Genomic DNA, 21,619 nt, shown 5'->3' on the forward strand with positions numbered 1-21,619 from the left:
ATGCTTACGCTCAGCAGTCCTTGGTCCAGCGCTCGCTGAGCGTCGCCCCCGTTTCGGCGTCGATCGCCACCAGGCTGACTTCGTAACCCCAGAGATTTCGGATGTGGCGAAGGGTTGCGTCGCGGCTTTCATTATCGAGCATGATGCCATTCTTCACCTTGTGCTGCAGCCTCAAATGCCTGTCCCCGAGCAGGGCCACGTCCACGACCTGGATATCCGGCCGGCTTGCACCCAAATCATAGCTCTGGGCGAGCGCGGCCCTTATCCTGTTGTAGCCGCGCTCGTTGTGGATCGAAGCGACCTCGTAGTGCGGTTGGTCAGCTCCGTCGCCCAGCACGAAGAACCGCCATTTCCGGATCAGGGTCGGACTGAGATATTGGCGGATGAAGGACTCGTCGCGGTGATTGGCCCAGGCGTCGAGCAAGGTTTCAAGCCAATCGCCGCGGCCGGCAATGTCGGGGAACCAATCGCGATCCTCCGCTGTGGGTTCGGTCGAGATGCGCTGGATGTCCTGCATCATGTCCAGACCCAGAGCATAGGGATTGATGCCGGAAAACCGCGGGTCGTCGAAGGACGGCTGGAAGATCACATTCGAATGGTTGCGCAGGATTTCGAGCATGGCGCCTTCGCTGATGCGGCCACGGTCGAAAAGCGTGTTCATGAGCGTGTAGTGCACGAAGGTGGCGCAACCCTCGTTCATCACCTGGGTTTGCCGCTGCGGATAAAAATACTGGGCAATGACGCGGACGATCCTGACAATCTCACGCTGCCAGGGCTCAAGGACAAGGCTGGTTTTCTCCAGGAAATAAAGCAGGTTTTCCTCCGGCAGATGGAGCGATTTCTTCCGCTCCGACACGCCGTCTTCGCTAGTTTCGGTCTTGTCGTCCTCTTGCGAAGGAGGCAGCGTACGCCACAAATCGTTGTAGGAGCGTTCCTCGTATTCGAGGCGCTCTCGAAGCTCTTCGCGCTGCTGTTCGCCTGACGGCTTCGGTGGCCGATGATATCGGAAGACGCCCTGGTCCATCAACGCGTGGGCGGAATCGAGGATCGCCTCCACGGCGGCGACGCCATGTTGTTCCTCGCATCGGGATATATAGCTCTTGGCGAAGTTCAGATAGCTCAGAATTCCCCCTGCGTCCGTCCATTGCCGGAAGAGATGATTGTTCTTGAAGAAGTGATTGTGTCCAAGCGCGGCATGGGCCGTCACCAGGGCCTGCAACGCCATCGTGTTTTCCTCCATGAGGTAGACGATGCAGGGATTCGAGTTGATGACCAATTCATAGGCCAGCCCACGTCTGCCTTTGCGGTAGAGAAGCTCGTTGTAGAGGAAATGCTTGCCGAACGACCAATGCTGATACATCAGCGGCATACCGACCGAGGAATAGGCGTCGAGCATCTGCTCGGAGGAAATGACCTCCATCTGCACGGGGTAAACGTCTAGGCGAAGCTCTTCCATCCCAAGCGCTTCGATCTCGTCGTAGACCCGCGACAGTTTCTTGAAGTCCCAGTCCGCCCCGGAAAAGAGCAATTCGGATTTGCGCGCTGGAGTGCCCATCCGCCTTGTCCTTATGCGCTTTTGCGCAGTGCCGGCTGCCTGGCGAAGAGCTCGCGAAAGACCGGATAGATGTCGCTCGGAGCAGCAATGCGCTTCATCTGGAAATTTGGCCATTTTCCATCGACAGTGCTGTAGGCGCGCCAGAGCGAGGTCCCGTTTTCGGTCGAACCGAAAATATGGCTCTCGCGTTCATCGATGATCTCCACATAGGCGAAATACTGGCACAGGCGCATGAGCTTGCCGCCGAGAAGCTCTATGCAGCGCTCGGAGTCGGTGGCGAAATTGTCGCCGTCGGACGCCTGGGCGGCATAGATGTTCCACTCCGTGGCCGGGTAGCGCTGTTTGATGATGCGATGCATTTCCTCAAGTGCCGTGGAAACGACGGTGCCGCCGCTCTGGGTGTGATAGAAGAACGTCTGTTCGTCCACCTCCTGGGCCTCGTGAGTGTGTCGAATGAACACGATGTCCGTCCTCTCATAACGGCGCGTCAGGAACAGGTGCAGCAGCACGAAGAAGCGTTTGGCCAGATCTTTTTCGCGCTCTCCCATGGATCCGGACACATCCATCAAGCAAAACATGACGGCGCTGGCATTGGGCTGTGGCTGCGGGTCGAAACGATTAAAGCGGATGTCGACCGGATCGACATAGGCAACTCGCCTGCGGCGACGTTCCAGCCGGTCGAATTCCTCGCGCAAAGCCGCGATCCGCTCGCGCCTTGCCGTGTCGGGCGGTTGTGCTTCCAGCATGGCGATCTGCATGGCGATCGCGTCCAACTGCGCCTGTTTGGGACGCCGAAGCGCGATGCGGCGGCCATGGCTGTTGCGCATGGTGCGGCCGACATTGATGTTGGTCGGCGAGCCGCTGGACGCGAAGCCCGCCCGCTTCGGCTTGAACGTCAGTATCTGCTTGAGATTGAGCTTGACCAGATCTGGCAATTCCAGATCCTCGAAGAAGAGGTCGAGAACCTCCTCGCGCGACAGCACGAAACGAAAATCGTCTTCGGATTCCTTGTTTCCGGGAGCGGAGGAGCCCATGCCTCCCCGCCCGGGCTTGGGGATCAGATCCCCGGAAATGTAAGTCCTGTTTCCGGGCAGGACGTGCTGGCGTCGGCCGCTGTTTCCGGCATCGCTGAACACCGGCTCGCTGGTGTCCTTATGCGGCATGGGCACGGCATGCTCGCGGCCGACCTCCGCGATGCGGCCCTCGCGGACCTTGTCGCGGATGCTTCGCTTGAGTTCCTCGCGCGCACGCTTGAGGAAGCGCTGGCGATTGCCCAGGCTCTTGTCCTTCGGATTCAGGCGGCGGTCGATAAAGATCGGCATGGAAGCGTTCGGGCTTGCCTCAACCCGCCTTGTTCACGCGCATGTACCAGTCGACAAGCCGGCGCACCTGCCGCTCCGTATATCCGCGTTCCACCATGCGCTGCACGAATTCATTGTGGCGCTTTTCCGTGACACTGTCCTGCTTGGAGCCGAAGCTGATCACCGGCAGCAGGTCCTCGACCTGGCCGAACATGCGCTTTTCGATGACTTCGCGCAGCTTTTCGTAGCTTGTCCAGGACGGGTTGCGGCCATGATTACGCGCTCGTGCCCGTAGCGTGAACTTGACCACTTCGTTGCGGAAGTCCTTGGGATTGGCGATGCCGGCCGGCTTCTCGACCTGCGACAATTCCTTGTCCAGAATCTCACGGTTGAGGATCTGTCCCGTGTCGGGATCCTTGTAGTCCTGGTCCTCGATCCAGGCGTCGGCATAGGCGATGTAGCGGTCGAAAAGGTTCTGGCCATACTCGCTGTACGATTCCAGATAAGCCTTCTGGATTTCATGGCCGATGAACTCGGCATAGCGCGCCGCGAGTTCCGACTTGATGAATTCGAGATAGGCAGCTTCCGTCTCCTTCGGGAACTGCTCGCGCTTGATCGCCTCTTCAAGAATATACATCAGATGCACGGGGTCCGCCGCGACCTCGTTGGTGTCGTAGTTGAATGTCTGCGACAGGATCTTGAAAGCAAAACGTGTGCTTACGCCGGTCATGCCCTCGTCGACCCCCGCGGCGTCGCGATATTCCTGGACCGACTTGGCCCTGGGATCGACCTCTTTGAGGTTTTCGCCGTCATAGGCGCGCATCTTGGTGTAGAGCGGCGAATTTTCATGCGCCGCAAGACGGGTCGAGACCGTGAACCGGCTGAGAATGTCCAGCACCTCAGGCGCGCAGGGGCTGCCCGCCAGTTCACTCTCGCGCAACAGCTTCTCGTAGATATGCCGTTCTTCGGTGATGCGCAGGCAATAAGGCACCTTGACCACCAGAATGCGGTCGAGAAAGGCCTCGTTGTTCTTGTTGTTCTTGAACTGCTGCCACTCCGACTCGTTCGAATGGGCAATGATGATGCCCTGATAGGGGAAGGCGCCGAAATTCTCGGTGCCATTGTAGCTGCCTTCCTGCGTCGCGGTGAGCAGCGGATGCAGGACCTTGATAGGCGCCTTGAACATCTCGACGAATTCGAGCAGGCCTTGGGTGGTCCGGTTCAGGCCGCCGCTATAGGAATAGGCGTCCGGATCGGACTGGCTGAAATTTTCCAGCTGTCTGATGTCGACCTTGCCGACTAGGGCCGAGACATCCTGGTTGTTCTCGTCGCCGGGCTCGGTCTTGGCGATCGCGATCTGGCGCAGCCTCGACGGCATCAGCTTGACGACGCTGAATTTGGAAATGTCGCCGGACAGTTCGTCGAGCCGCTTGGCCGCCCAGGGCGAGATAAGTCCGTTGAGGCGGCGCCGGGCTATGCCATATTTGTCCTCCAGCAGGTCGCCCATGCGGTCAGGATGGAAAAGGCCAAGCGGTGATTCGAAAATCGGACTGATCTGGTTGCCGACCTTCAGCGTGAAGATCGGTCTTTCCTCCATCAGTTTCTTCAGCCGTTCGGCAAGAGAGGATTTGCCGCCCCCGACAGGGCCGAGAAGGTAGAGGATCTGCTTGCGCTCCTCCAGTCCCTGCGAGGCATAGCGGAAATACCCGGCGATCCGCTCAATCGTATCTTCCATTCCATAGAAGTCGGAGAAGGAGGGATAGATCTTGACGGTGCGGTTGGAGAAGATGCGCCCGAGCCGCTCATCCTTGCTGGTGTCGACGAGGTTCGGCTCGCCAATCGCCTCGACCATGCGCTCGGGGGCCGAGGCGTACATCGACTTGTCTTCGCGGCAGGCCAGGAGATATTGCTGGAGACTGATCTCCTCCTGAGCCGCCTTGGTATAAATCTCTGAGAACAGATTGAAGACGTCAGACTGGTTCTCACGCATGATGCTTACCCTCAGAGCCGTTTCCGGCTGTCGAACGGCCACTTACCTATTCAACTGTCGGAACGCATTGTTGTTCCCTTCACATCGAGGGGAGTTCGTGCGCTTGCGCATGAAACCGGGAGGCGGCCCATGCGTTGCAACGCGTGCCAGGAACAGGAGAGATGGCGGGAACATGAATGATTGACCGACGAAGATTTGTCCTGGCTTCGATGGCGACGATGCTGCCACGGCGCGGGTCGGCCGCGTTGCGCGGCCCGGTGCCAAGGACCTTCGACTACGGGCCGGCCAAGCTCGACATCTATGCGCCCGATGGCGCCAGGGGCTTGCCGGTCGTCTTTTTCGTCCATGGCGGCACCTGGCAGTTCGGCAAACGTACGCAGGTGAACGCCAAGCCGGCCTTCCTGCTCGCCAATGGGTTCTGCTTCGTCTCGATCGACTACCGCATGCTGCCGCAAGCCGATGTCGCGACCCAGGCCGGCGACGTCGAAAAGGCCTATGCCTATGTCAGGGCCAACATCGCCCGGCTTGGCGGCGATCCCAGCCGCATCGTCGGCATGGGTCATTCGGCCGGCTGCCATCTGATTGCCTTGACCGGCATGCGCGGCGGATTGCCTGGCGTGGCGGCGCTCATCCTCGACGACACCAGGGCCTATGATCTTGCGGCGCTCCAGAAAAACGGCGGCATGATGAGGGCCTATGCCCGGGTCTTTTCCGATCCCTCGCAATGGGCGGCATTGTCGCCGACCAGCTATGTCGACGGCCGCAAGCATCCGCCGACCTTCATTGCCTACTCCCGCGCCGAGGGCCGTGACCGGGACTCCAAGGCTTTCGCCGAGCGCCTGCGCGCCACGGGCACGCAAGTGACGCTGTTCGACGGCAGCGCCTACACGCATATGTCGATCAACCGCGATTTCGGCGAAGACGGCGACGCGTTGACCGCCGCCGCGCTGGCGTTCCTGAAATCGACGGTCGGCTGATCCCTGCCGATTTCCGTCCGCCCCCTCTGTCACTGGATCATGGCAAAAGCGGCGGCGGGATATTGCCGCGCCGACGTCCGTGGGTGCAATTGCGCTATCTGTTTGTCTTGACGCAACTCCGGACGGAAAACCGCTTCACGCTTTTCCTGGAATTGCTCCTCGATTGTGAGCGGGAGAAAATTGCATGAACGGTGCCGATGTCCTGTGCGACGTGCTGCTGGCCAATGATGTGACGGTCTGCTTCGCCAATCCCGGCACCTCCGAGATGCATTTTGTGGCCGCGCTCGACCGCAAGCCTGAAATGCGCTGCGTGCTCGGACTGTTCGAGGGCGTCGTGACCGGTGCCGCCGACGGCTATGCGCGCATGACCGATCGTCCCGCCGCGACGCTGCTGCACACAGGCCCGGGCCTCGCCAATGGGCTGGCCAATATGCACAATGCCCGGCGTGCGTTCAGCCCGATGATCAACATCGTCGGTGACCATGCTTCCTATCACCTGCCGCTCGACGCGCCGCTCACCAGCGACATCGAAGGCCTTGCGGCGCCGATGTCCAAATGGGTTCGCCGCATCGAAGGGCCGGCCGATGTCCAACCGGCGACGGAGGCGGCCTTTCGCGCCTCGCTCACGCCGCCGGGGGTCACGACGCTGATCCTGCCGGCTGATGCTGCCTGGGGCGACGCTGCCCTGGCCCCGTCGGGCAAGGTCGTCCTTCCGCCGCCGCCGGCCGTAAACATGGACGCCGTGCGCAAGGTCGCCGCCGCGATCCGGAGCGCTCCAGGCCGTGTCGGCATGATCGTCCGCGGGCAGGCCGCACGGGCCGATGCGCTAGAACTCGCGGGCCAGATATCTACAGCTTGCGATGTCCGTCTGTTCAGCGAGGTGCTTATCGCGCGGATGCAACGCGGGCGTGGGCGCGTGGCGCCGACACGCATTCCCTATCCAATCGATGCGGCGACGGCATTGCTGAGGGATATCGACGTTTTGGTGCTGGTCGGCGCGCGAGAGCCGGTCGCCTTCTTCGCCTATCCGGGAAAGCCCGGACGGCTTGTGCGTGAAGACTGCCAGGTGCTGACGTTGGCCACCCATGGCGATGATCTGCATGCGGCGCTGGAGGCACTGGGTGATGAACTCGGCGTCCGGCCGTCGCAACAGCAGACGATGTTCGCGACCGCCTTTCCGGAGGAGGCAGCGCCGAGCGGCACGCTGACGGACGATGCCATCGCGCTGTCGGTGGCGCGCAAGCTGCCGGACAACGCAATCGTCTGCGATGAGGCGGTTACCTCGGCGCGCCGTTTCTTCGCGCTGTCGGCATTCGCGGCGCCGCACGATTACATGATGGGCACGGGCGGATCGATCGGCGGCGGCATTCCGATGGCAACCGGAGCCGCGATCGCCTGTCCCGACCGCAAGGTGATCAATCTCGAAGCCGACGGCAGCGGCATGTACACGGTGCAGGGCCTGTGGACGCAGGCGCGGGAAAATCTCGACGTGGTGACGATCGTCTTTTCGAACCGGACCTACGCGATCCTGCATGGCGAGATGCGCAATGTCGGCGTGAATGCCATCGGCGAGAATGCCAGGCGCATGCTCGACCTCGACCAGCCGGCGCTGGACTGGGTTTCGCTGGCTAAAGGCATGGGCGTGGAGGCGGCGCGCGCCGACACATGCGAGCGGTTCGATGCGCTCCTGGACAGCGCCTTGTCGCGGCGCGGTCCGTTCCTCATCGAAGCGCTGATCTGACCGTTTGCGAAAGGCGAGCCGTAGGTCGCCGGCTGAACGACCTACCAGCGGGTCTTTTCGCCGGGAGCCGCCGGTTCGATCGCCAGCGCATGCACACCGGCCTTCAATTCGTCGGCAAGCAGTTCGTTGACGGCGCGGTGGCGGTCGATGCGGCTCATGCCGGCAAAGGCGGACGCGACGACGCGGACGCGAAAATGCGTCTCGCCAGTGCCGTCATAGGCGCCGTGATGGTCGGAGCCATGATGGTGATGGCCGGCATGGAGGTGGCTTTCGTTGATGATGACCAGCCGCTCGGGCGAAAATGCCTTGTTGAGCTTGTCTTCCATGGTCGCCTGTATGGACATCGCCATCTCCCTTCACCACATATGGCTGGTGCGTCAGCCTGGGGCCGCTGCAACGCTTCAACAAATAGATCATTCGAACAAAATGGATCGTTCGTCCGCTTTTAAGCCGCGATTCAGCGGTTAGGGCGATCATCGAGAAAATGTCAATTCTTGTTTCGCATCTGCGAACGCCCCATAAATGGGTGAGATGAAGCCGTATCCCAAATATTTCGAGAAGATTCGCATCCGCCAGGAGAAGGACGCGGAGGTGAAGTCGCACTCGCCGATCTGCCAATGGGATGGCTGCAAGGAGCCGGGCACCCATCGCGCGCCGGTCGGGCGCATGAAGGAGGGCGAATATTTCCGCTTCTGCTTCGACCATGTGCGCGAGTACAACAAGGGCTTCAACTACTTCTCCGGTGTGCCGGACACCGAGGTGGCGCGTTTCCAGAAGGAGGCGATGACCGGCCACCGGCCGACCTGGAAAATGGGCATCAACGGCGCCTCGACGCGTTCGTCGCCCGATATGGCGCAGATGCGGTCCGGCCGCGCCGGGTACTACAACCGCATGCGCGACCCGTTCGACCTGTTCAAGGGACCGAAGGATCCGCGCGAGGCGCGCGAGCGCAAGGCCAAGCCGCTTGAGGCCAAGGCGCTGGAAACGCTTGGCCTTGATACAAAGGCGACTGGCAAGGATATCAAGGCGCGCTATAAGGAACTGGTGAAGCGTCACCATCCGGATGCGAATGGCGGCGACAGAGGTTCGGAAGACCGGTTCCGCGATGTGCTGCAAGCCTATCGCGTGCTCAAACAGGCAGGCCTGTGCTGAGCGACCCTATGGTTTGTGTCGTTTTCCAACTTTCATAAGGGTGGAAAAGGCTTTAAGACCGCCCCCGAACAAAATCGATTGCCGGCGAAACGGGACGTTTCGCCCGTGGAGACGTTGAGAGATATGAACAAGGTCGATCGCGACATCGCCAACCTGCCCGACACGACGGTGTCGGTGAAGGAGAAATTCGGCTTCGACTCCAAGATGGTGGTGCCGGCCTATTCGGTCACCAGCGAGCATGTGCCCGATGTCGATCCCGACTATCTGTTCGACAAGGCGACGACGTTGGCGATCCTCGCCGGCTTCGCCTATAACCGCCGGGTCATGGTCTCGGGCTATCATGGCACGGGCAAGTCGACCCATATCGAGCAGGTCGCGGCGCGCCTCAACTGGCCCTGCGTGCGCGTCAACCTCGACAGCCACGTCAGCCGCATCGATCTCGTCGGCAAGGACGCGATCGTCGTCAAGGACGGGCTGCAGGTCACCGAGTTCCGCGACGGCATCCTGCCCTGGGCCTATCAGCACAATGTCGCGCTCTGCTTCGATGAATATGACGCCGGTCGTCCGGACGTGATGTTCGTCATCCAGCGCGTGCTGGAATCGTCGGGCCGGCTGACGCTGCTCGACCAGAGCCGGGTCATCCGTCCCCATCCGGCGTTCCGGCTGTTTTCGACCGCCAATACGGTTGGCCTGGGCGACACCACCGGCCTCTATCACGGCACGCAGCAGATCAACCAGGCGCAGATGGATCGCTGGTCGATCGTCACAACGCTCAACTACCTGCCGCACGACAATGAAGTGAACATCGTGCTGGCCAAGGCCAAGCACTATCGCGACGGCAAGGGCAAGGACATCGTCAACAAGATGGTGCGCGTCGCCGACATGACGCGCTCGGCCTTCATCAATGGCGACCTGTCGACCGTGATGAGCCCGCGCACCGTCATCACCTGGGCCGAGAATGCCGAGATCTTCGGCAATATCGGCATGGCCTTCCGGCTGACCTTCCTCAACAAGTGCGACGAGCTCGAGCGCTCGGTGGTAGCCGAGTTCTACCAGCGCGCCTTCGGCGAGGATCTGCCCGAGAGCGCCGCCAACGTGGTGCTGGGCTAAGCGAGCCTCGATGGCGGGTCCGGGCGACAACACGCGCAACAAGTCGAAGACGGGGTCTGAAGCCGACAGCTTCAAGCGCGCCGTCACCGTCTGCATGCGCGCCATTGCCGGCGACAAGGACATGGAAGTCGGCTTCGCCAAGGACAGGCCGGCGCTCGCCGGCAGCCGCGCGCGCTTGCCAGAGTTGCCGAAGAAGGCGTCGAAGACCGATATCGCCATCACCCGCGGGCTTGGCGATTCCATGGCGCTGAAGCGCGCCTGCCATGATGTGCGCATCCACACCAGGCTGGCGCCGGAAGGCAAGGCGGCCCGTGCGATCTACGACGCGGTCGAACAGGCCCGCGTCGAGGCGATCGGCAGCCGCGCCATGCAGGGCGTCGCCGACAATATCGGCTCGATGCTGGAAGACAAATACGCCAAGGCCAACCTCGTTGACGTCAAGGACAAGGCCGACGCGCCGATCGAGGAAGCGCTTGCGCTCATGGTGCGCGAGAAGCTGACCGGCCGCCCCATCCCGAAGAGCGGCGAGCGGCTGGTCGAACTCTGGCGGCCCTGGGTCGAGGAAAAGGCCAGCGCCGACCTCGACGGGCTTTCGGCCAAGCTGGACGACCAGCAAGCCTTTGCCCGGGTCGTGCGCGATATGCTCGCCTCCATGGAGATGGCCGAGGAACTCGGCGACGACCAGGAGACGGAAGACTCCGAGGACAATGACGACAACCAGCCGCAAGGCGAGGAGCAGAGCGAGGAGGGCGGCGAGGACGATTCCGGCTCCGAGCAATCGCAGTCCGAGGATGCCGAGGCGTCCGCCGATGACGAGCAGTCGGCCGAGACGGAAGCCTCCGACGCCACCGCCGACGATCTGTCCGACGATGATGATGCCGATGCCGAGACGCCCGGCGAGGCGCGGCGCAACGACAATCCCTTCACCAACCTGCCGAAGGAAATCGACTACAAGGTCTTCACCACCGCTTTCGACGAGACGGTCGGCGCCGAGGAGCTTTGCGAGGAGGAAGAACTCGACCGGTTGCGCGCCTTCCTCGACAAGCAGCTTGCCAATCTGTCGGGCGTTGTCGGGCGGCTTGCCAACCGCCTGCAGCGCCGCCTGATGGCGCAGCAGAACCGGTCGTGGGATTTCGACCTGGAAGAAGGCTATCTCGACCCGGCGCGGCTGGTGCGCGTCGTCATCGATCCGATGCAGCCGCTGTCCTTCAAGCAGGAGCGCGACACCAAGTTCCGCGACACGGTGGTGACGCTGGTGCTCGACAATTCGGGGTCCATGCGCGGCCGGCCGATCACGGTTGCCGCTACGTGCGCCGACATTCTGGCGCGCACGCTGGAACGTTGCGGCGTCTCGGTCGAGATCCTCGGCTTCACCACAAGGGCCTGGAAGGGCGGACAGGCGCGCGAGAAGTGGCTGAAGGACGGCAAGCCGCCGAACCCGGGCCGCCTCAACGATCTGCGCCACATCATCTATAAATCGGCGGACCATCCGTGGCGGCGGGCGCGGCGCAATCTCGGCCTGATGATGCGCGAAGGCCTGCTCAAGGAAAACATCGACGGCGAAGCGCTGCTGTGGGCGCACAACCGCCTGATCGCCCGCCCCGAACAGCGCAAGATCCTGATGATGATCTCCGATGGCGCGCCGGTCGACGATTCGACGCTGTCGGTCAATCCGGGCAATTATCTCGAGCGCCATCTGCGCGCCGTCATCGAACTGATCGAGACGCGCTCGCCGGTGGAATTGCTGGCCATCGGCATCGGCCATGACGTCACGCGCTATTACAGGCGTGCCGTCACCATCGTCGATGCCGAGGAACTGGCCGGCGCCATGACCGAGCAACTGGCCTCGCTGTTTGCCGAGGAAAGCGCGCGCGACACGCGGCGCGGCGGCATCCGGCGCGCCGGATGATCTTTTCACCGGGCGGCTTTCGGCAAACGGTTCTCGCCGCTTGCGCGCTCGCCAGCGTGGTCCTTTCGCCGGCGACTGCCAGCGGGCCGGCTTCGGTCGAGCCGGTCGCGGTCTCGGCAAGACCAATAAGCCAGTTCAGAATAGGACATGACGAGAAACAGTTCGGTCCGCTCGAATTCGTCGGCGGGTTGGAACTGATCTCGCCATCGCGCGATTTCGGGGGGCTGTCAGCGTTCCGCTTCCTGAAAGCAGGGGGCGATTTCATCGGCGTGGCCGACACCGGTTACTGGTTCCTCGGTACGGTGGCCCGCGACGCCGACAGACGGCCCGTGGGCGTCCAGAACTTCCGTTTGCAGCAGATGGTCGACCAGAGCGGCCAGCCAATCGACGAGAAATGGGAAGTCGATGCAGAAGGCCTCGCGGTCCAGGAGGGCATCGCCACCGTCGGTTTCGAGCGCAATCATCGCGTCGCCCAGTTCAACATCGACCCCAGCGATATGAAGGCGCCATTCAAACAGCTGGATTTCCTGATTCCGGTGCAGGAGTTGCGGCAGAACCGCGGCTTCGAAACCGTCGCTCATGCCAATGCTAACGGCCAACACCAGGGCGGTCTGGTCGTGGTCTCTGAGCAAAGCCTCGACAAATCAGGCAACATCTATGCCGCCATCATCGGAGGGCCGCACAAGGGTGTCTTCACCATCAAGCGCAACGATGATTTCGACATCACCGATGGCGCCTTCCTGCCGGATGGCGACCTGTTGCTGCTGGAGCGCAGTTTTACCATGGCGGGCGGCCTCAAGATGCGGCTGCGACGCATCCATGGCGAGAGCGTGGAGAAGGGTGCCATCGCCGACGGGCCGGTGCTTTTGGAAGCCGACATGGGCTACCAGATCGACAATATGGAAGGGCTCGACGTGTGGACCCGCGATGACGGCGCGTTGATGGTGTCGCTGATCTCCGACGACAACCACTCGATCCTGCAGCGCAACCTTTATCTGGAATTCATCCTGCACCAGGATTGAGATTGGTTACGGCATGCGCTCGTTGGCCATACGCAGACCATTGGTCGCGATCCAGATGACATGACGCGCGCCACGCTTGCCGTTGGCGCGCGTGTTGACCTCTTCGATCGTGAAGCCTGCCTGCTTCAGCCGCCGCGTGAAGCCAGCGTCCGGCCCCTGCGACCACACCGCCAGCACGCCGCCCGGCTTAAGGGCGGTGCGGGCGGTGCCGAGGCCTGCCAGGCTGTAGAGGGCGTCATTGCCCTTGTGGACGATGCCTTCGGGGCCATTGTCGACATCGAGCAGGATCGCGTCCCAGGCTGCAGGTTTAGAGCGTATCAGTTGCCCGACATCGGTCTCCTGGATGGTGACGCGAGGGTCGTCGAGACAGCCGCCAAACATTTCGGCCATCGGGCCGCGCGCCCAGGCGACGACAGCCGGCACCAGTTCCGCGACAGTGATTTCGGCGTCGTTGGCCAGCTCGGCGAGGGCGGCGCGCAGAGTGAAGCCCATGCCAAGTCCGCCGATCAGGACCCTTGGCCGCCGATGGCTCGCAATCTTCTGGCAAGACAGTTTCGCCAGTGCCTGCTCGGAGCCGCTGAGGCGGCTGTTCATCAGCTCGTTGGTGCCGAGCATGATCGAGAATTCGGCGCCACGCCGCTTGAGGCGAAGCTCCTGCGCACCATCCGGGGTCTTTGCGGTATCGAGCTGGACCCAGGGGATGATCGGCTTTGTCTGATCATGATCTTTTCCGAAAACCGGACGCCAAGTCTCGCTGACGCGGACCTTCGGTTCGGGATCATTTCTTAAACCGCGACCGCCGGCTGGTTCCAGCGGGCGGCGAGCAGCCGGTAGGGTATGAGCGCGACCACGGCGATGATCAGCTTCACGCTGAGGTCGCCGAGCGCCCAGGAAACCCAGCGCATGGCCTCGACATGGAAGACCCCCATCAGCGGCGCCGTCTCGAGCGCAAAACTATCGTTGGGGCCAGCAAAGGCGAAAGCGGCCGAGAATGCGACGGTGAAGAAGACCATGGTGTCGAACACCGAGCCGACCAGCGTGCCGACGATCGGCGCCCGCCACCAGCTCTGCCGACGCAGCCGGTTGAACACGGTGACATCGAGCAATTGCGCGGAGAGGAACGCCGCGCCGGAAGCGGCCGCGATGCGCACCAGCCGGTCGGCGGCGGTCTCGAATTCGATGAAGCCGTGGCGGAACAGGAAGGGCGGCACAAGGATGGAGCAGACCACCGCCGTCATGAAGCCGACAAAGACGATCCTGCGCGCTACCGCAGGCCCATAGCGGCGGTTGGCGAGGTCGGTGACCAGGAAGGAGAAGGGATAGGTGAAAGCGCCCCAGGTGAGCAGGTCAGCCAGCGACAGGCCGCCGATCTGGCCCTGCATGGGGAACTGCACGAGGATGTTCGATGCCACGACGACAAGCGCCATGGCGGCCACAAAGGGCAGGTATCGCGAGAAGGAAGTCATTTTTTTATCCTGGGTAATGGAACCAGCGGAGCATCAGGCCCAAGCGGGCATCGCTCGCTTCGTAGTTGAGCATCGGATTGCAGAACCCTTGCGGATTTCGTTCCGATGCCCAAGGCCAACAAGTGGTTGGCCGGGGCGGTCGTCCCCCGCCTTTAAACGATGTCAGGCGGCGGCCTGCTCGGCCAGCTTCTTGGCGATCTGCTTCTTCAGGAGACGCGCGCGCTGCGACAGTTCCTTGACGTCGGCCTTGGCCAGGAAGGCATCGAGGCCGCCGCGATGTTCGACCGAACGCAGCGCGTTGGCCGAGATGCGCAGGCGCACATTCTGGTTCAGCGCTTCCGAGATCAGCGTCACGTTGACGAGGTTCGGCAGGAAGCGACGCTTGGTCTTGTTGTTGGCGTGGCTCACATTGTTGCCGGTCTGGACTGCCTTGGCAGTGAGTTCGCAGGTGCGGGACATGGTTCTAACCTTCAGTTCTCTCGTGACCTGCCAAACCTTTGTGCCCACGCCGGGTGGCGCGCGGTTCTGGTCAGGCGGCCTTATGGAAAAAGTTGGCGTTCCATAGTTGCATTTCGCCAATGCGTCAAGCTCCGGTCCTTCGCCCATGCGGCATGCATTTCACATTAAGGCCGGAATTCACCCTATAAGCGGTCCCATAGGGACATGCCAAGCCGGAGTTGCCCGCCTCCGGCCGAAAAGATCGAGGACCGATCCCGCCATGCTTCGTTCGTCTTCCGCCCTTGCCGCCATGCTTGCCACCGCCTTGCCATCGGCTGCGTCCGCCACTTCGCCGCAGTCTTTCAAGGGCGAGTACACGGTCTCGTTCCTCGGCCTGTCGATTGCGAGATCGACCTTTTCCAGCCGCTATGAGAACGGCGTCTATTCGATCAACGGCAGCGTCTCGGCGGCGGGTCTGGCCAGGCTGTTCGACGACACGCGCGGCACGATCTCGTCCAAAGGCACGATTTCGGGCCAGAAGATGGTGCCGCAGGCGTTCCGCGCCGACTACACCTCCGGCAAGAAGGTGTCGGCGATCGACATCCGCTTCGCCAATGGCAACGTGACCTCGACGCAGGTCATCCCGGCACCTGGCAAGCGCGACCCCAAGAGCTGGGTGCCGCTCGGGGCCGGCGATCTGGCATCGGTGCTGGACCCGATGGCCGCGACCGTCATCCATGCCGACAGTCTCGACAAGGTCTGCGGCCGTACCGTGAGGCTTTACGACGGCGAGATGCGCGCCAACCTGACGCTCAGCTACGCTTCGAAAGGAACGATCTCGGTGCCGGGCTACAAGGGCGACACCGTTACCTGCCGGATGGGTTTCGAGCCGGTGGCAGGCTACCGCAAGGGTCGCAAGGCGCTCAACTATCTCAAGGATAAAAGCCGGATGATGGTGACGTTTGCGCCACTCGGCCAAACCGGGGTATATGCGCCGATCCACGCCACGGTTGGAACGCAGATCGGCACCTTGACCATCAGCGCCAGGCGTTTCGAAGCGGTACAATAGGCACGCTCTCACGACGGAAGAGGGCGCGCCACGGGAGAGGAAATGGCGCGCGCTACACTGATCGGCTTTTCGGCGGTCGCCATGTGGGCGCTGCTGGCATTGCTTACCGACGCGTCCGGCAAGGTGCCGCCGTTTCTTCTATCGGCGATCACATTCTCTATCGGCACCGGGGTCGGGTTTGTCGCTCGGCTGTTCATGCCAGCCGCCGACAAGAGCCGGAAGATACCGCCGCAGGTCTGGCTGGTCGGCATTGCCGGCCTGTTCGGCTACCACTTCTTCTATTTCACGGCGCTGCGCAACGCACCGGCGGTGGAGGCAAGCCTGATCGCCTATCTGTGGCCGCTGCTGATCGTGCTCGGTTCGGCGCTGATGCCGGGCGAGAAACTGGCCTGGAACCATGTCGTCGGCGCGCTGCTCGGCCTTGCCGGCACGGTGCTCATCGTCACCAAAAGCGGTGGCCTCGCCTTCGATGCGCGCTACACATTCGGCTATGCCATGGCCGCCGTCTGCGCGGTGCTGTGGTCGTCCTATTCGCTCCTGTCGCGGCGTTTTCCCTCGGTGCCGACCAGCATCGTCACCTGGTTCTGCGCGGCGACCGCCGTACTGTCGCTCGTGTGCCATCTGGCGCTGGAACAGACGGTGCTGCCGGACGGCGCCGGCCAGTGGCTGGCCGTGCTTGGGCTCGGCCTGATGCCGGTGGGCGCGGCCTTCTACGCCTGGGACATCGGCGTCAAGCGCGGCAACATCCAGGTGCTAGGTGCGGCAAGCTATGCGGCGCCGCTGCTGTCGACGCTGGTGCTGATCGCGGCCGGCGTCGCCGAGCCGTCGCTGCGCATCCTCGCCGCCTGCGTGCTGATCACCGGTGGCGCGGCCCTGGCGGCAAAATCGCTGTTCCTGCGCAAGCCGGCGGCGGCCGAGAGCGGAGCCAAGGCATCTGAAAGCGGAACTGGGGCATCCGAAGGCGGAGCCCGGGCATCCGAAGGCGGAGCCGGGGCATGACGATGCCGTTTGCCGGCGGCATCGACGCCAATGCCAATGCGACGCTGATCTTCTCACTGGTGGCGGCGGTGATCTACGCCTTCACATCAGGCACGTCGCCGACGCTCGCCCGCTCGGCGGCAAAGACGCTCGCCGTCGCCATGCTTGCCGTGCTCGCCGCAATGCAGGGCGGCCCGCTGATGCTGGTCTCCGCGCTTGCGCTCAGCGCGGCGGGCGATGCCTTCCTGTCGCGCGATGGCGAAAAGCCGTTTCTCGGCGGGTTGGCGAGTTTTCTCGTCGCCCACATCGTCTACATCGTGCTGTTCCTGCGCAGCGGCGGCGGGCTGGATGTGCTTGGCGCCGAATCCTGGCGGGGCGCGACCGCACTGGCAATGGCGGTGTTCGCGATCGTCATGCTGGCCGCGCTCTGGCGCCGCGTCGGTCCCGGCTTGCGTCTTCCGATCGCCGTCTATGTCGCGGCAATCCTGGCGATGGGCATGGCGGCGCTGACGACAGGCAACGCCTGGGTGATTGGCGGCGCCGTGCTGTTCATGGCCTCGGACGGGCTGCTGGCCACGGAAAAATTCCTGGTTGCAGCCATCTCGCCGCATCGCGCCTGGATGCGTTTTGCTGTCTGGGTTTTATACTATGCCGCCCAACTGGCGATCACACTCGGGTTCCTGCTGGGCTAAATTGGCTTCGGCTGCCAGCCCGGTTCGGCCAGTTCGAAGGCGGCGAAATCAAAGCCCGGCGCGACCGTGCAGCCGACCAGGGTCCATTCGCCCAGGCTGCGCGCCGATTGCCACCAGCCCGCCGGCACGACGATCTGCGGCCGTTCGCCCGCCGCGAGGTCGATGCCGAGAACCTGCTCGATCACCTGGTTGTCCCTCGGGCTGCTTTCTTCCCACATCGACAATGCCAGCGGCGCGCCGGCATGGAAATGCCAGACCTCGGCGGCGTCCCTGACCCGATGCCAGGCCGAAACCTGATGCTGCTCCAGCAGGAAATAGATGGCGGTCGAATGGCCGCGCGCACCGCCGGCTTCATCGCGAAAGGTCTGCGTGTACCAGCCGCCCTCCGGATGCGGCTTCAGTCCGAGCGTCGCGATGATTTCCGCTGAGCTGTTCATCTGTCGAAGGCTAAAGCGCGCGGCGTTGAGACGGACCGATGCGGCGCCTTTTAGGTCTTTGCTTTTTATGCATGTCGTTTCCCAAAGCCGAGGTCATTTTTGGGCGGCATGCATAGCATGGCGCTCAGAAATTGTCCTTGCGCTTGCGGATCTCGGCGAACACTTCGGCATCCCCAGCCCTTTCCATGCCGAGATGCTTGCGAATCGCCGGATCGTGCCAGCGCAGGAAAGGATTGGTCGACAGTTCCTCGCCGATCGTGGTCGGCAGCGTCGGCTTGTTGTCGACCCGCAGCGCCTCGATCCGGGCGGCACGCTCCCTCAAGGCCGAATTGGTCGGGTCGATGGTCAGCGCGAAACGGGCGTTGGCGAGGGTGTATTCGTGGCCGCAATAGATAACGGTGGCAGCAGGAAGTGCGGCAAGTTTCTTTAGCGATTCGTACATCACCGGCGGCTTGCATTCGAACAGCCGCCCGCAACCCAGCGCAAACAGCGTGTCGGCTGTGAACGCCACCTTCGATGCCGGCAGGTAATAGGAGACGTGGCCGGCGGTGTGGCCTGGGGTGGCGATCACTTCGATGCGTTCATCGCCGAGATGAAGCACGGAACCCTCTTCGACCGTTTCGTCGATGCCGGGGATCTTGGCCTTTTCCGCTTCCGGGCCGACGATACGCAGCTTGAAGCGCTCCTTGAGCGCCAGATTGGCCTCGACGTGGTCGAGATGGTGATGCGTGGTCAGGATCATCGTCGGCGTCCAGCCGGTGCGCTTGACCGCGGCCAGGATCGCCGCTTCCTCGGGCGCATCGATGATCGCTGTCTGTCCGCTTTCGGGATCATGCACCAGAACGCCGAAATTGTCGGTGCGGCACATGAACTGTTCGATTTCGACCGCCATCGCATCTCTCCATTTTGTTGCCGCAGACATAGGGCGCCGGCGCGCCGATGTCATGTGGAAAGCACCGAACAAAATCCGCTATTCCAGACGCCCTGGGGCCTTTTGTTGAATCCGACCGATATCACGGCTACATCCCTGAAATGCATTCCGACATCGTCGATCTCCGTTCCTTCTATTCGACAACGCTCGGCCGGTTCGCCGAGCGCTCGATCACCATGGCGCTGTCGTCCATATGGGCCACCGTGCCCAATGAACGGCTGGTCGGCCTCGGCTATACCTTGCCCTGGCTGGAGCGTTTCGGCGTCGATGCCGAACGGGTCTTCGCCTTCATGCCGGCGACGCAGGGCGCCGTGGTCTGGCCGGCGACGGGGCCGACGGCGACGGCCCTGGTCTTCGACGAGGAACTGCCGCTGGTCGATTCCTGCATCGACCGCATGCTGCTCGTCCATTCGCTCGAACATGTCGAGAATCCGCGCGAGACGCTGAATGAGATCTGGCGGGTGCTGTCGCCGGCGGGCCGCGTCGTCATCGTCGTGCCCAACCGGCGCGGTGTCTGGGCGCGCTTCGAGCATACGCCGTTCGGCAATGGACGGCCTTTCTCACGCGGACAGCTGACGGAATTGCTGCGTGAGGCGAATTTCACGCCCGCGGCCTGGTCGGATGCGCTGTTCTTCCCGCCGTCGCGGCGGCACTTCATGATGCGCTTCCACAATGTGCTGGAGCGCGTCGGTCGGCGGCTGTGGCCGATCTTTTCCGGCGTCATCGTCGTCGAGGCGCAGAAGCGGCTCTATCAGGGCGTGCCGGTGGTCCAGCGCGCATCTCGCCGCGTCTTCGTGCCGGTGCTGTCGCCGCATGGCGCGACGCGGCTTGGCCGCCGGGCCGGCGCGGAGGGTGCGGCGTCGCCGGCTCGCCGGGTGAAACCTTCGTGATCATGGTGGAAACGCGCGCCCTTTCCCGACCTATCTGTCGTGATCAACGCGCACCCTGGTCGATATTCGGATGTCTTCGTTTTTCTTCATCTGGTTTCAGCATCGCTTCTGAACGCAAGGACATTGGGTATGGCTGATCAACCAGACAACGCTGTCCACTCCCGGCCGGTGGTTGCGGCCGTCGAAACCAGCAGCCTGCGGGATCAGGTGACGACGATCAAGCAGGCGCTGGTGGGATCGCCGGTTCGCAAGTGGCTGCTGTGGACTTCGGTCGGCATCATGGCCGTCATCATCGCGACATCGGTCGGCCAGGTGCTACTCAATCGCTGGAACCAGCCTTTCTACGACGCGCTGGCGCGCAGGGACATGGCGGCCTTTCTGCACCAGCTTCTTGTCTTCGCAATGATCGCTGGCGGGCTTCTGGTGTTCAATATCGGCCAGACGTGGCTCAACCAGATGATCCGGCTGAAGCTGCGCGAGGCGCTGACGCTGGACCTGATCGACCAGTGGATGCGGCCGGCGCGCGCCTTCCGGCTGGCCAATGCCGGCGCCATCGGGGTCAATCCCGACCAGCGCATGCAGCAGGACGCGGCGCATCTTTCCGACCTGTCGACGGATCTCGGCGTCGGCCTGCTGCAGTCGCTCATCCTGCTTGTGTCCTTCGTCGGCGTGCTGTGGGAACTGTCTTCGGGCTTTGTGTTCCACATCAACGGCTGGTCGCTGGCCATACCGGGCTACATGGTCTGGGCCGCGTTCCTCTATGCCGGCACCGCCTCCTGGCTGAGCTGGCTGGTCGGGCGACCGCTGATCCATCTCAACAGCGACCGGTACACAAGGGAAGCGGAGCTGCGCTCCTCTATGGTGCGCGTCAACGAGAATGTCGATGCCATCGCCCTGTACCATGGCGAGGCCGACGCCAAGCGGCGGCTCGAACTCGACCTTGGCACGGTTCTGGGCGCCATGCGGCGCATCTATACCGCCCAGATCAACCTATCCTGGGTGACCGACACCTATGGCTGGATCACCGTGGTGGCGCCGATCCTCGTCGCCTCGCCAGTCTATTTCTCCGGCGACATCAGCTTCGGCGGGCTGATGATGGCGGTAGGGGCCTTCAACCAGGTCCACTCCTCGTTGCGCTGGTTCATCAACAACATCGGCAGCATCGCCGACTGGCGCGCCACGCTGATGCGCGTCGCCGACTTCCGCATCGCGCTCGTCGAGACCGATGCGCTGCATGGCACGGAAAAACGCATCACCTTCAGCGAGAACGCGAATGGCAGCATGACTTTCGAGAACCTCCAGGTGGCCTCGCCGGAAGGATGCGCCAAGCTTGCCGACCAGCATGTCGAAATCCGAACCGGCGAGCGTGTGATGATCACCGGCGAGCCGGGCGCCGGCAAGACGCTGTTCTTCCGTGCCATTGCCGGCCTGTGGCCCTGGGGAAGCGGGAAGATCGGCATGCCGGCGGGAGAAGCCCCCATCTTCGTGCCGCGCGTCCCGTATTTCCCGGCCGGCACGCTGCGCGAGGTCCTCGATCATCCGAACGGGGTTGCTCCGGCCAGCGATGCCGAGATTTCGGCGGTGCTTGCCGAAGTCGGTCTCGGACGACTGTCGTCTTCGCTGGATCGGACGGCCCGCTGGGAGCGTGAGCTGGGCGATGACGAACAGCGTTCGCTTGCCTTCGCAAGGCTCGCCTTGCGCAAACCGAAATGGGTGATCATTGACGAAGCGATGGACGCGTTCGATGGCCCCACGCTGAGGCGGGTGTTGTTGGTGCTGGAAAAGCATTTGCCGGAAGCGGCCATCCTTAACATCGGGCGGGGTCAGCACAACAATCAGTTCTTTCCGCGCGGCTTGGCAATTGTGAAGGATTCCGGCGCGCCTGCGCTGAAGCCTGCCCGCGTCAGGGCTGGCGCCATCGAACCGCCGCCTGTCGCCACCCGCCGCAAGAAGTAGACTGC

20 protein-coding genes are annotated in these 21,619 nt (G+C 62.8%); 11 read left to right on the plus strand and 9 right to left on the minus strand.

The genetic code is table 11. The features are described 5' to 3' along the window. Nucleotides 1-10 precede the first annotated feature (10 nt). Genes FJ930_RS01680 through FJ930_RS01690 form a run of 3 tightly spaced genes read right to left on the minus strand, consistent with a single transcriptional unit; the run spans nucleotide 11 to nucleotide 4,846 of the window. A complete protein-coding gene (locus FJ930_RS01680) occupies nucleotides 11-1,555 on the minus strand; it encodes a SpoVR family protein (protein WP_141834056.1) in 1,545 nt (514 codons plus the stop codon). A gap of 11 nt (nucleotides 1,556-1,566) precedes the next feature. After that, nucleotides 1,567-2,877, minus strand: a complete 1,311-nt coding sequence (locus tag FJ930_RS01685; protein WP_141834059.1) for a YeaH/YhbH family protein — start codon at nucleotides 2,875-2,877, stop codon at nucleotides 1,567-1,569. Nucleotides 2,878-2,896: 19 nt separating this feature from the next. Beyond that, complete coding sequence (locus FJ930_RS01690) at nucleotides 2,897-4,846, minus strand: PrkA family serine protein kinase (RefSeq protein WP_140742879.1); 1,950 nt, start codon at nucleotides 4,844-4,846, stop codon at nucleotides 2,897-2,899. A 176-nt stretch (nucleotides 4,847-5,022) separates the two neighbouring features. Between FJ930_RS01690 and FJ930_RS01695 the strand changes: the two genes are divergently transcribed. After that, nucleotides 5,023-5,823 carry an alpha/beta hydrolase gene (locus FJ930_RS01695; protein WP_141834062.1) on the plus strand — a complete coding sequence of 267 codons (801 nt, stop codon included), beginning with the start codon at nucleotides 5,023-5,025 and terminating at the stop codon, nucleotides 5,821-5,823. Between the two features lie 184 nt (nucleotides 5,824-6,007). Beyond that, entirely contained in the window at nucleotides 6,008-7,564 is a 1,557-nt protein-coding gene (locus FJ930_RS01700) for an acetolactate synthase large subunit (RefSeq protein WP_141834065.1), read from the plus strand. 41 nt (nucleotides 7,565-7,605) lie between these two features. Here FJ930_RS01700 and FJ930_RS01705 read toward each other — a convergent pair whose 3' ends face one another. Continuing rightward, nucleotides 7,606-7,908 (minus strand): BolA family transcriptional regulator, encoded by a 303-nt coding sequence (locus tag FJ930_RS01705; protein ID WP_141834069.1) that lies wholly within the window; start codon nucleotides 7,906-7,908, stop codon nucleotides 7,606-7,608. A gap of 178 nt (nucleotides 7,909-8,086) precedes the next feature. On the opposite strand from FJ930_RS01705, the gene FJ930_RS01710 reads away from it, so the two are divergent. From FJ930_RS01710 to FJ930_RS01725, 4 genes are all read left to right on the plus strand, one after another. After that, nucleotides 8,087-8,716 carry a J domain-containing protein gene (locus tag FJ930_RS01710; protein WP_141834072.1) on the plus strand — a complete coding sequence of 210 codons (630 nt, stop codon included), beginning with the start codon at nucleotides 8,087-8,089 and terminating at the stop codon, nucleotides 8,714-8,716. A 123-nt stretch (nucleotides 8,717-8,839) separates the two neighbouring features. Then, nucleotides 8,840-9,826, plus strand: a complete 987-nt coding sequence (gene cobS, locus FJ930_RS01715; protein ID WP_056576002.1) for a cobaltochelatase subunit CobS — start codon at nucleotides 8,840-8,842, stop codon at nucleotides 9,824-9,826. A gap of 10 nt (nucleotides 9,827-9,836) precedes the next feature. Next, nucleotides 9,837-11,735, plus strand: coding sequence for a cobaltochelatase subunit CobT (cobT, locus tag FJ930_RS01720; RefSeq protein WP_141834075.1), 1,899 nt, complete (start codon nucleotides 9,837-9,839; stop codon nucleotides 11,733-11,735). Further along, nucleotides 11,732-12,757, plus strand: coding sequence for an esterase-like activity of phytase family protein (locus FJ930_RS01725; RefSeq protein WP_141834078.1), 1,026 nt, complete (start codon nucleotides 11,732-11,734; stop codon nucleotides 12,755-12,757). Before cobT ends, FJ930_RS01725 begins: the two co-directional genes overlap by 4 nt. Nucleotides 12,758-12,763: 6 nt before the next feature. On the opposite strand, the gene FJ930_RS01730 is transcribed toward FJ930_RS01725, so the two are convergent. From FJ930_RS01730 to rpmB, 3 genes are all read right to left on the minus strand, one after another. Next, nucleotides 12,764-13,462 (minus strand): spermidine synthase, encoded by a 699-nt coding sequence (locus FJ930_RS01730; RefSeq protein WP_141834081.1) that lies wholly within the window; start codon nucleotides 13,460-13,462, stop codon nucleotides 12,764-12,766. Nucleotides 13,463-13,542: 80 nt separating this feature from the next. Next, complete coding sequence (locus tag FJ930_RS01735; RefSeq protein WP_141834084.1) at nucleotides 13,543-14,223, minus strand: queuosine precursor transporter; 681 nt, start codon at nucleotides 14,221-14,223, stop codon at nucleotides 13,543-13,545. Between the two features lie 162 nt (nucleotides 14,224-14,385). Continuing rightward, nucleotides 14,386-14,682 carry a 50S ribosomal protein L28 gene (rpmB, locus tag FJ930_RS01740; protein ID WP_140500766.1) on the minus strand — a complete coding sequence of 99 codons (297 nt, stop codon included), beginning with the start codon at nucleotides 14,680-14,682 and terminating at the stop codon, nucleotides 14,386-14,388. 259 nt (nucleotides 14,683-14,941) lie between these two features. On the opposite strand from rpmB, the gene FJ930_RS01745 reads away from it, so the two are divergent. The 3 genes from FJ930_RS01745 to FJ930_RS01755 are packed head-to-tail and all read left to right on the plus strand — an operon-like array spanning nucleotide 14,942 to nucleotide 17,400. Beyond that, the gene (locus tag FJ930_RS01745; RefSeq protein ID WP_141834087.1) at nucleotides 14,942-15,730 is read left to right on the plus strand and encodes a DUF3108 domain-containing protein; all 789 of its coding nucleotides are present in this window, start codon (nucleotides 14,942-14,944) and stop codon (nucleotides 15,728-15,730) included. A gap of 42 nt (nucleotides 15,731-15,772) precedes the next feature. Then, nucleotides 15,773-16,729 carry an EamA family transporter gene (locus FJ930_RS01750; protein ID WP_141834090.1) on the plus strand — a complete coding sequence of 319 codons (957 nt, stop codon included), beginning with the start codon at nucleotides 15,773-15,775 and terminating at the stop codon, nucleotides 16,727-16,729. Beyond that, entirely contained in the window at nucleotides 16,726-17,400 is a 675-nt protein-coding gene (locus FJ930_RS01755; RefSeq protein WP_141834094.1) for a lysoplasmalogenase, read from the plus strand. Before FJ930_RS01750 ends, FJ930_RS01755 begins: the two co-directional genes overlap by 4 nt. Here the strand turns inward: FJ930_RS01755 and FJ930_RS01760 are convergent. Further along, nucleotides 17,397-17,837 (minus strand): cupin domain-containing protein, encoded by a 441-nt coding sequence (locus FJ930_RS01760; protein ID WP_141834097.1) that lies wholly within the window; start codon nucleotides 17,835-17,837, stop codon nucleotides 17,397-17,399. The two genes, FJ930_RS01755 and FJ930_RS01760, sit on opposite strands and share 4 nt — an antisense overlap. A gap of 124 nt (nucleotides 17,838-17,961) precedes the next feature. Then, nucleotides 17,962-18,729, minus strand: a complete 768-nt coding sequence (gene gloB, locus FJ930_RS01765) for a hydroxyacylglutathione hydrolase (protein WP_141834100.1) — start codon at nucleotides 18,727-18,729, stop codon at nucleotides 17,962-17,964. Between the two features lie 140 nt (nucleotides 18,730-18,869). Here gloB and FJ930_RS01770 point away from each other — a divergent pair, with 140 nt between their 5' ends. Both FJ930_RS01770 and FJ930_RS01775 read left to right on the plus strand, forming a co-directional pair. Then, nucleotides 18,870-19,658, plus strand: coding sequence for a methyltransferase domain-containing protein (locus FJ930_RS01770; RefSeq protein WP_140742836.1), 789 nt, complete (start codon nucleotides 18,870-18,872; stop codon nucleotides 19,656-19,658). Nucleotides 19,659-19,787: 129 nt separating this feature from the next. Further along, nucleotides 19,788-21,614, plus strand: a complete 1,827-nt coding sequence (locus FJ930_RS01775) for an ABC transporter ATP-binding protein/permease (RefSeq protein ID WP_141834103.1) — start codon at nucleotides 19,788-19,790, stop codon at nucleotides 21,612-21,614. Nucleotides 21,615-21,619 lie beyond the last annotated feature (5 nt).

The organism is Mesorhizobium sp. B2-4-15 (assembly GCF_006658505.1).
Taxonomy (GTDB): domain Bacteria; phylum Pseudomonadota; class Alphaproteobacteria; order Rhizobiales; family Rhizobiaceae; genus Mesorhizobium.

Coding starts and splice junctions, on each gene's coding strand:
- cobS (WP_056576002.1), top strand. CDS start 8,840: ATGAACAAGGTCGATCGCGACATCGCCAACCTGCCCGACACGACGGTG.
- rpmB (WP_140500766.1), bottom strand. CDS start 14,682: ATGTCCCGCACCTGCGAACTCACTGCCAAGGCAGTCCAGACCGGCAAC.
- FJ930_RS01690 (WP_140742879.1), bottom strand. CDS start 4,846: ATGCGTGAGAACCAGTCTGACGTCTTCAATCTGTTCTCAGAGATTTAT.
- FJ930_RS01685 (WP_141834059.1), bottom strand. CDS start 2,877: ATGCCGATCTTTATCGACCGCCGCCTGAATCCGAAGGACAAGAGCCTG.
- FJ930_RS01700 (WP_141834065.1), top strand. CDS start 6,008: ATGAACGGTGCCGATGTCCTGTGCGACGTGCTGCTGGCCAATGATGTG.
- FJ930_RS01710 (WP_141834072.1), top strand. CDS start 8,087: ATGGGTGAGATGAAGCCGTATCCCAAATATTTCGAGAAGATTCGCATC.
- FJ930_RS01680 (WP_141834056.1), bottom strand. CDS start 1,555: ATGGGCACTCCAGCGCGCAAATCCGAATTGCTCTTTTCCGGGGCGGAC.
- FJ930_RS01775 (WP_141834103.1), top strand. CDS start 19,788: ATGGCTGATCAACCAGACAACGCTGTCCACTCCCGGCCGGTGGTTGCG.
- FJ930_RS01760 (WP_141834097.1), bottom strand. CDS start 17,837: ATGAACAGCTCAGCGGAAATCATCGCGACGCTCGGACTGAAGCCGCAT.
- FJ930_RS01705 (WP_141834069.1), bottom strand. CDS start 7,908: ATGTCCATACAGGCGACCATGGAAGACAAGCTCAACAAGGCATTTTCG.
- cobT (WP_141834075.1), top strand. CDS start 9,837: ATGGCGGGTCCGGGCGACAACACGCGCAACAAGTCGAAGACGGGGTCT.
- FJ930_RS01745 (WP_141834087.1), top strand. CDS start 14,942: ATGCTTCGTTCGTCTTCCGCCCTTGCCGCCATGCTTGCCACCGCCTTG.
- FJ930_RS01695 (WP_141834062.1), top strand. CDS start 5,023: ATGATTGACCGACGAAGATTTGTCCTGGCTTCGATGGCGACGATGCTG.
- gloB (WP_141834100.1), bottom strand. CDS start 18,729: ATGGCGGTCGAAATCGAACAGTTCATGTGCCGCACCGACAATTTCGGC.
- FJ930_RS01735 (WP_141834084.1), bottom strand. CDS start 14,223: ATGACTTCCTTCTCGCGATACCTGCCCTTTGTGGCCGCCATGGCGCTT.
- FJ930_RS01755 (WP_141834094.1), top strand. CDS start 16,726: ATGACGATGCCGTTTGCCGGCGGCATCGACGCCAATGCCAATGCGACG.
- FJ930_RS01770 (WP_140742836.1), top strand. CDS start 18,870: ATGCATTCCGACATCGTCGATCTCCGTTCCTTCTATTCGACAACGCTC.
- FJ930_RS01725 (WP_141834078.1), top strand. CDS start 11,732: ATGATCTTTTCACCGGGCGGCTTTCGGCAAACGGTTCTCGCCGCTTGC.
- FJ930_RS01750 (WP_141834090.1), top strand. CDS start 15,773: ATGGCGCGCGCTACACTGATCGGCTTTTCGGCGGTCGCCATGTGGGCG.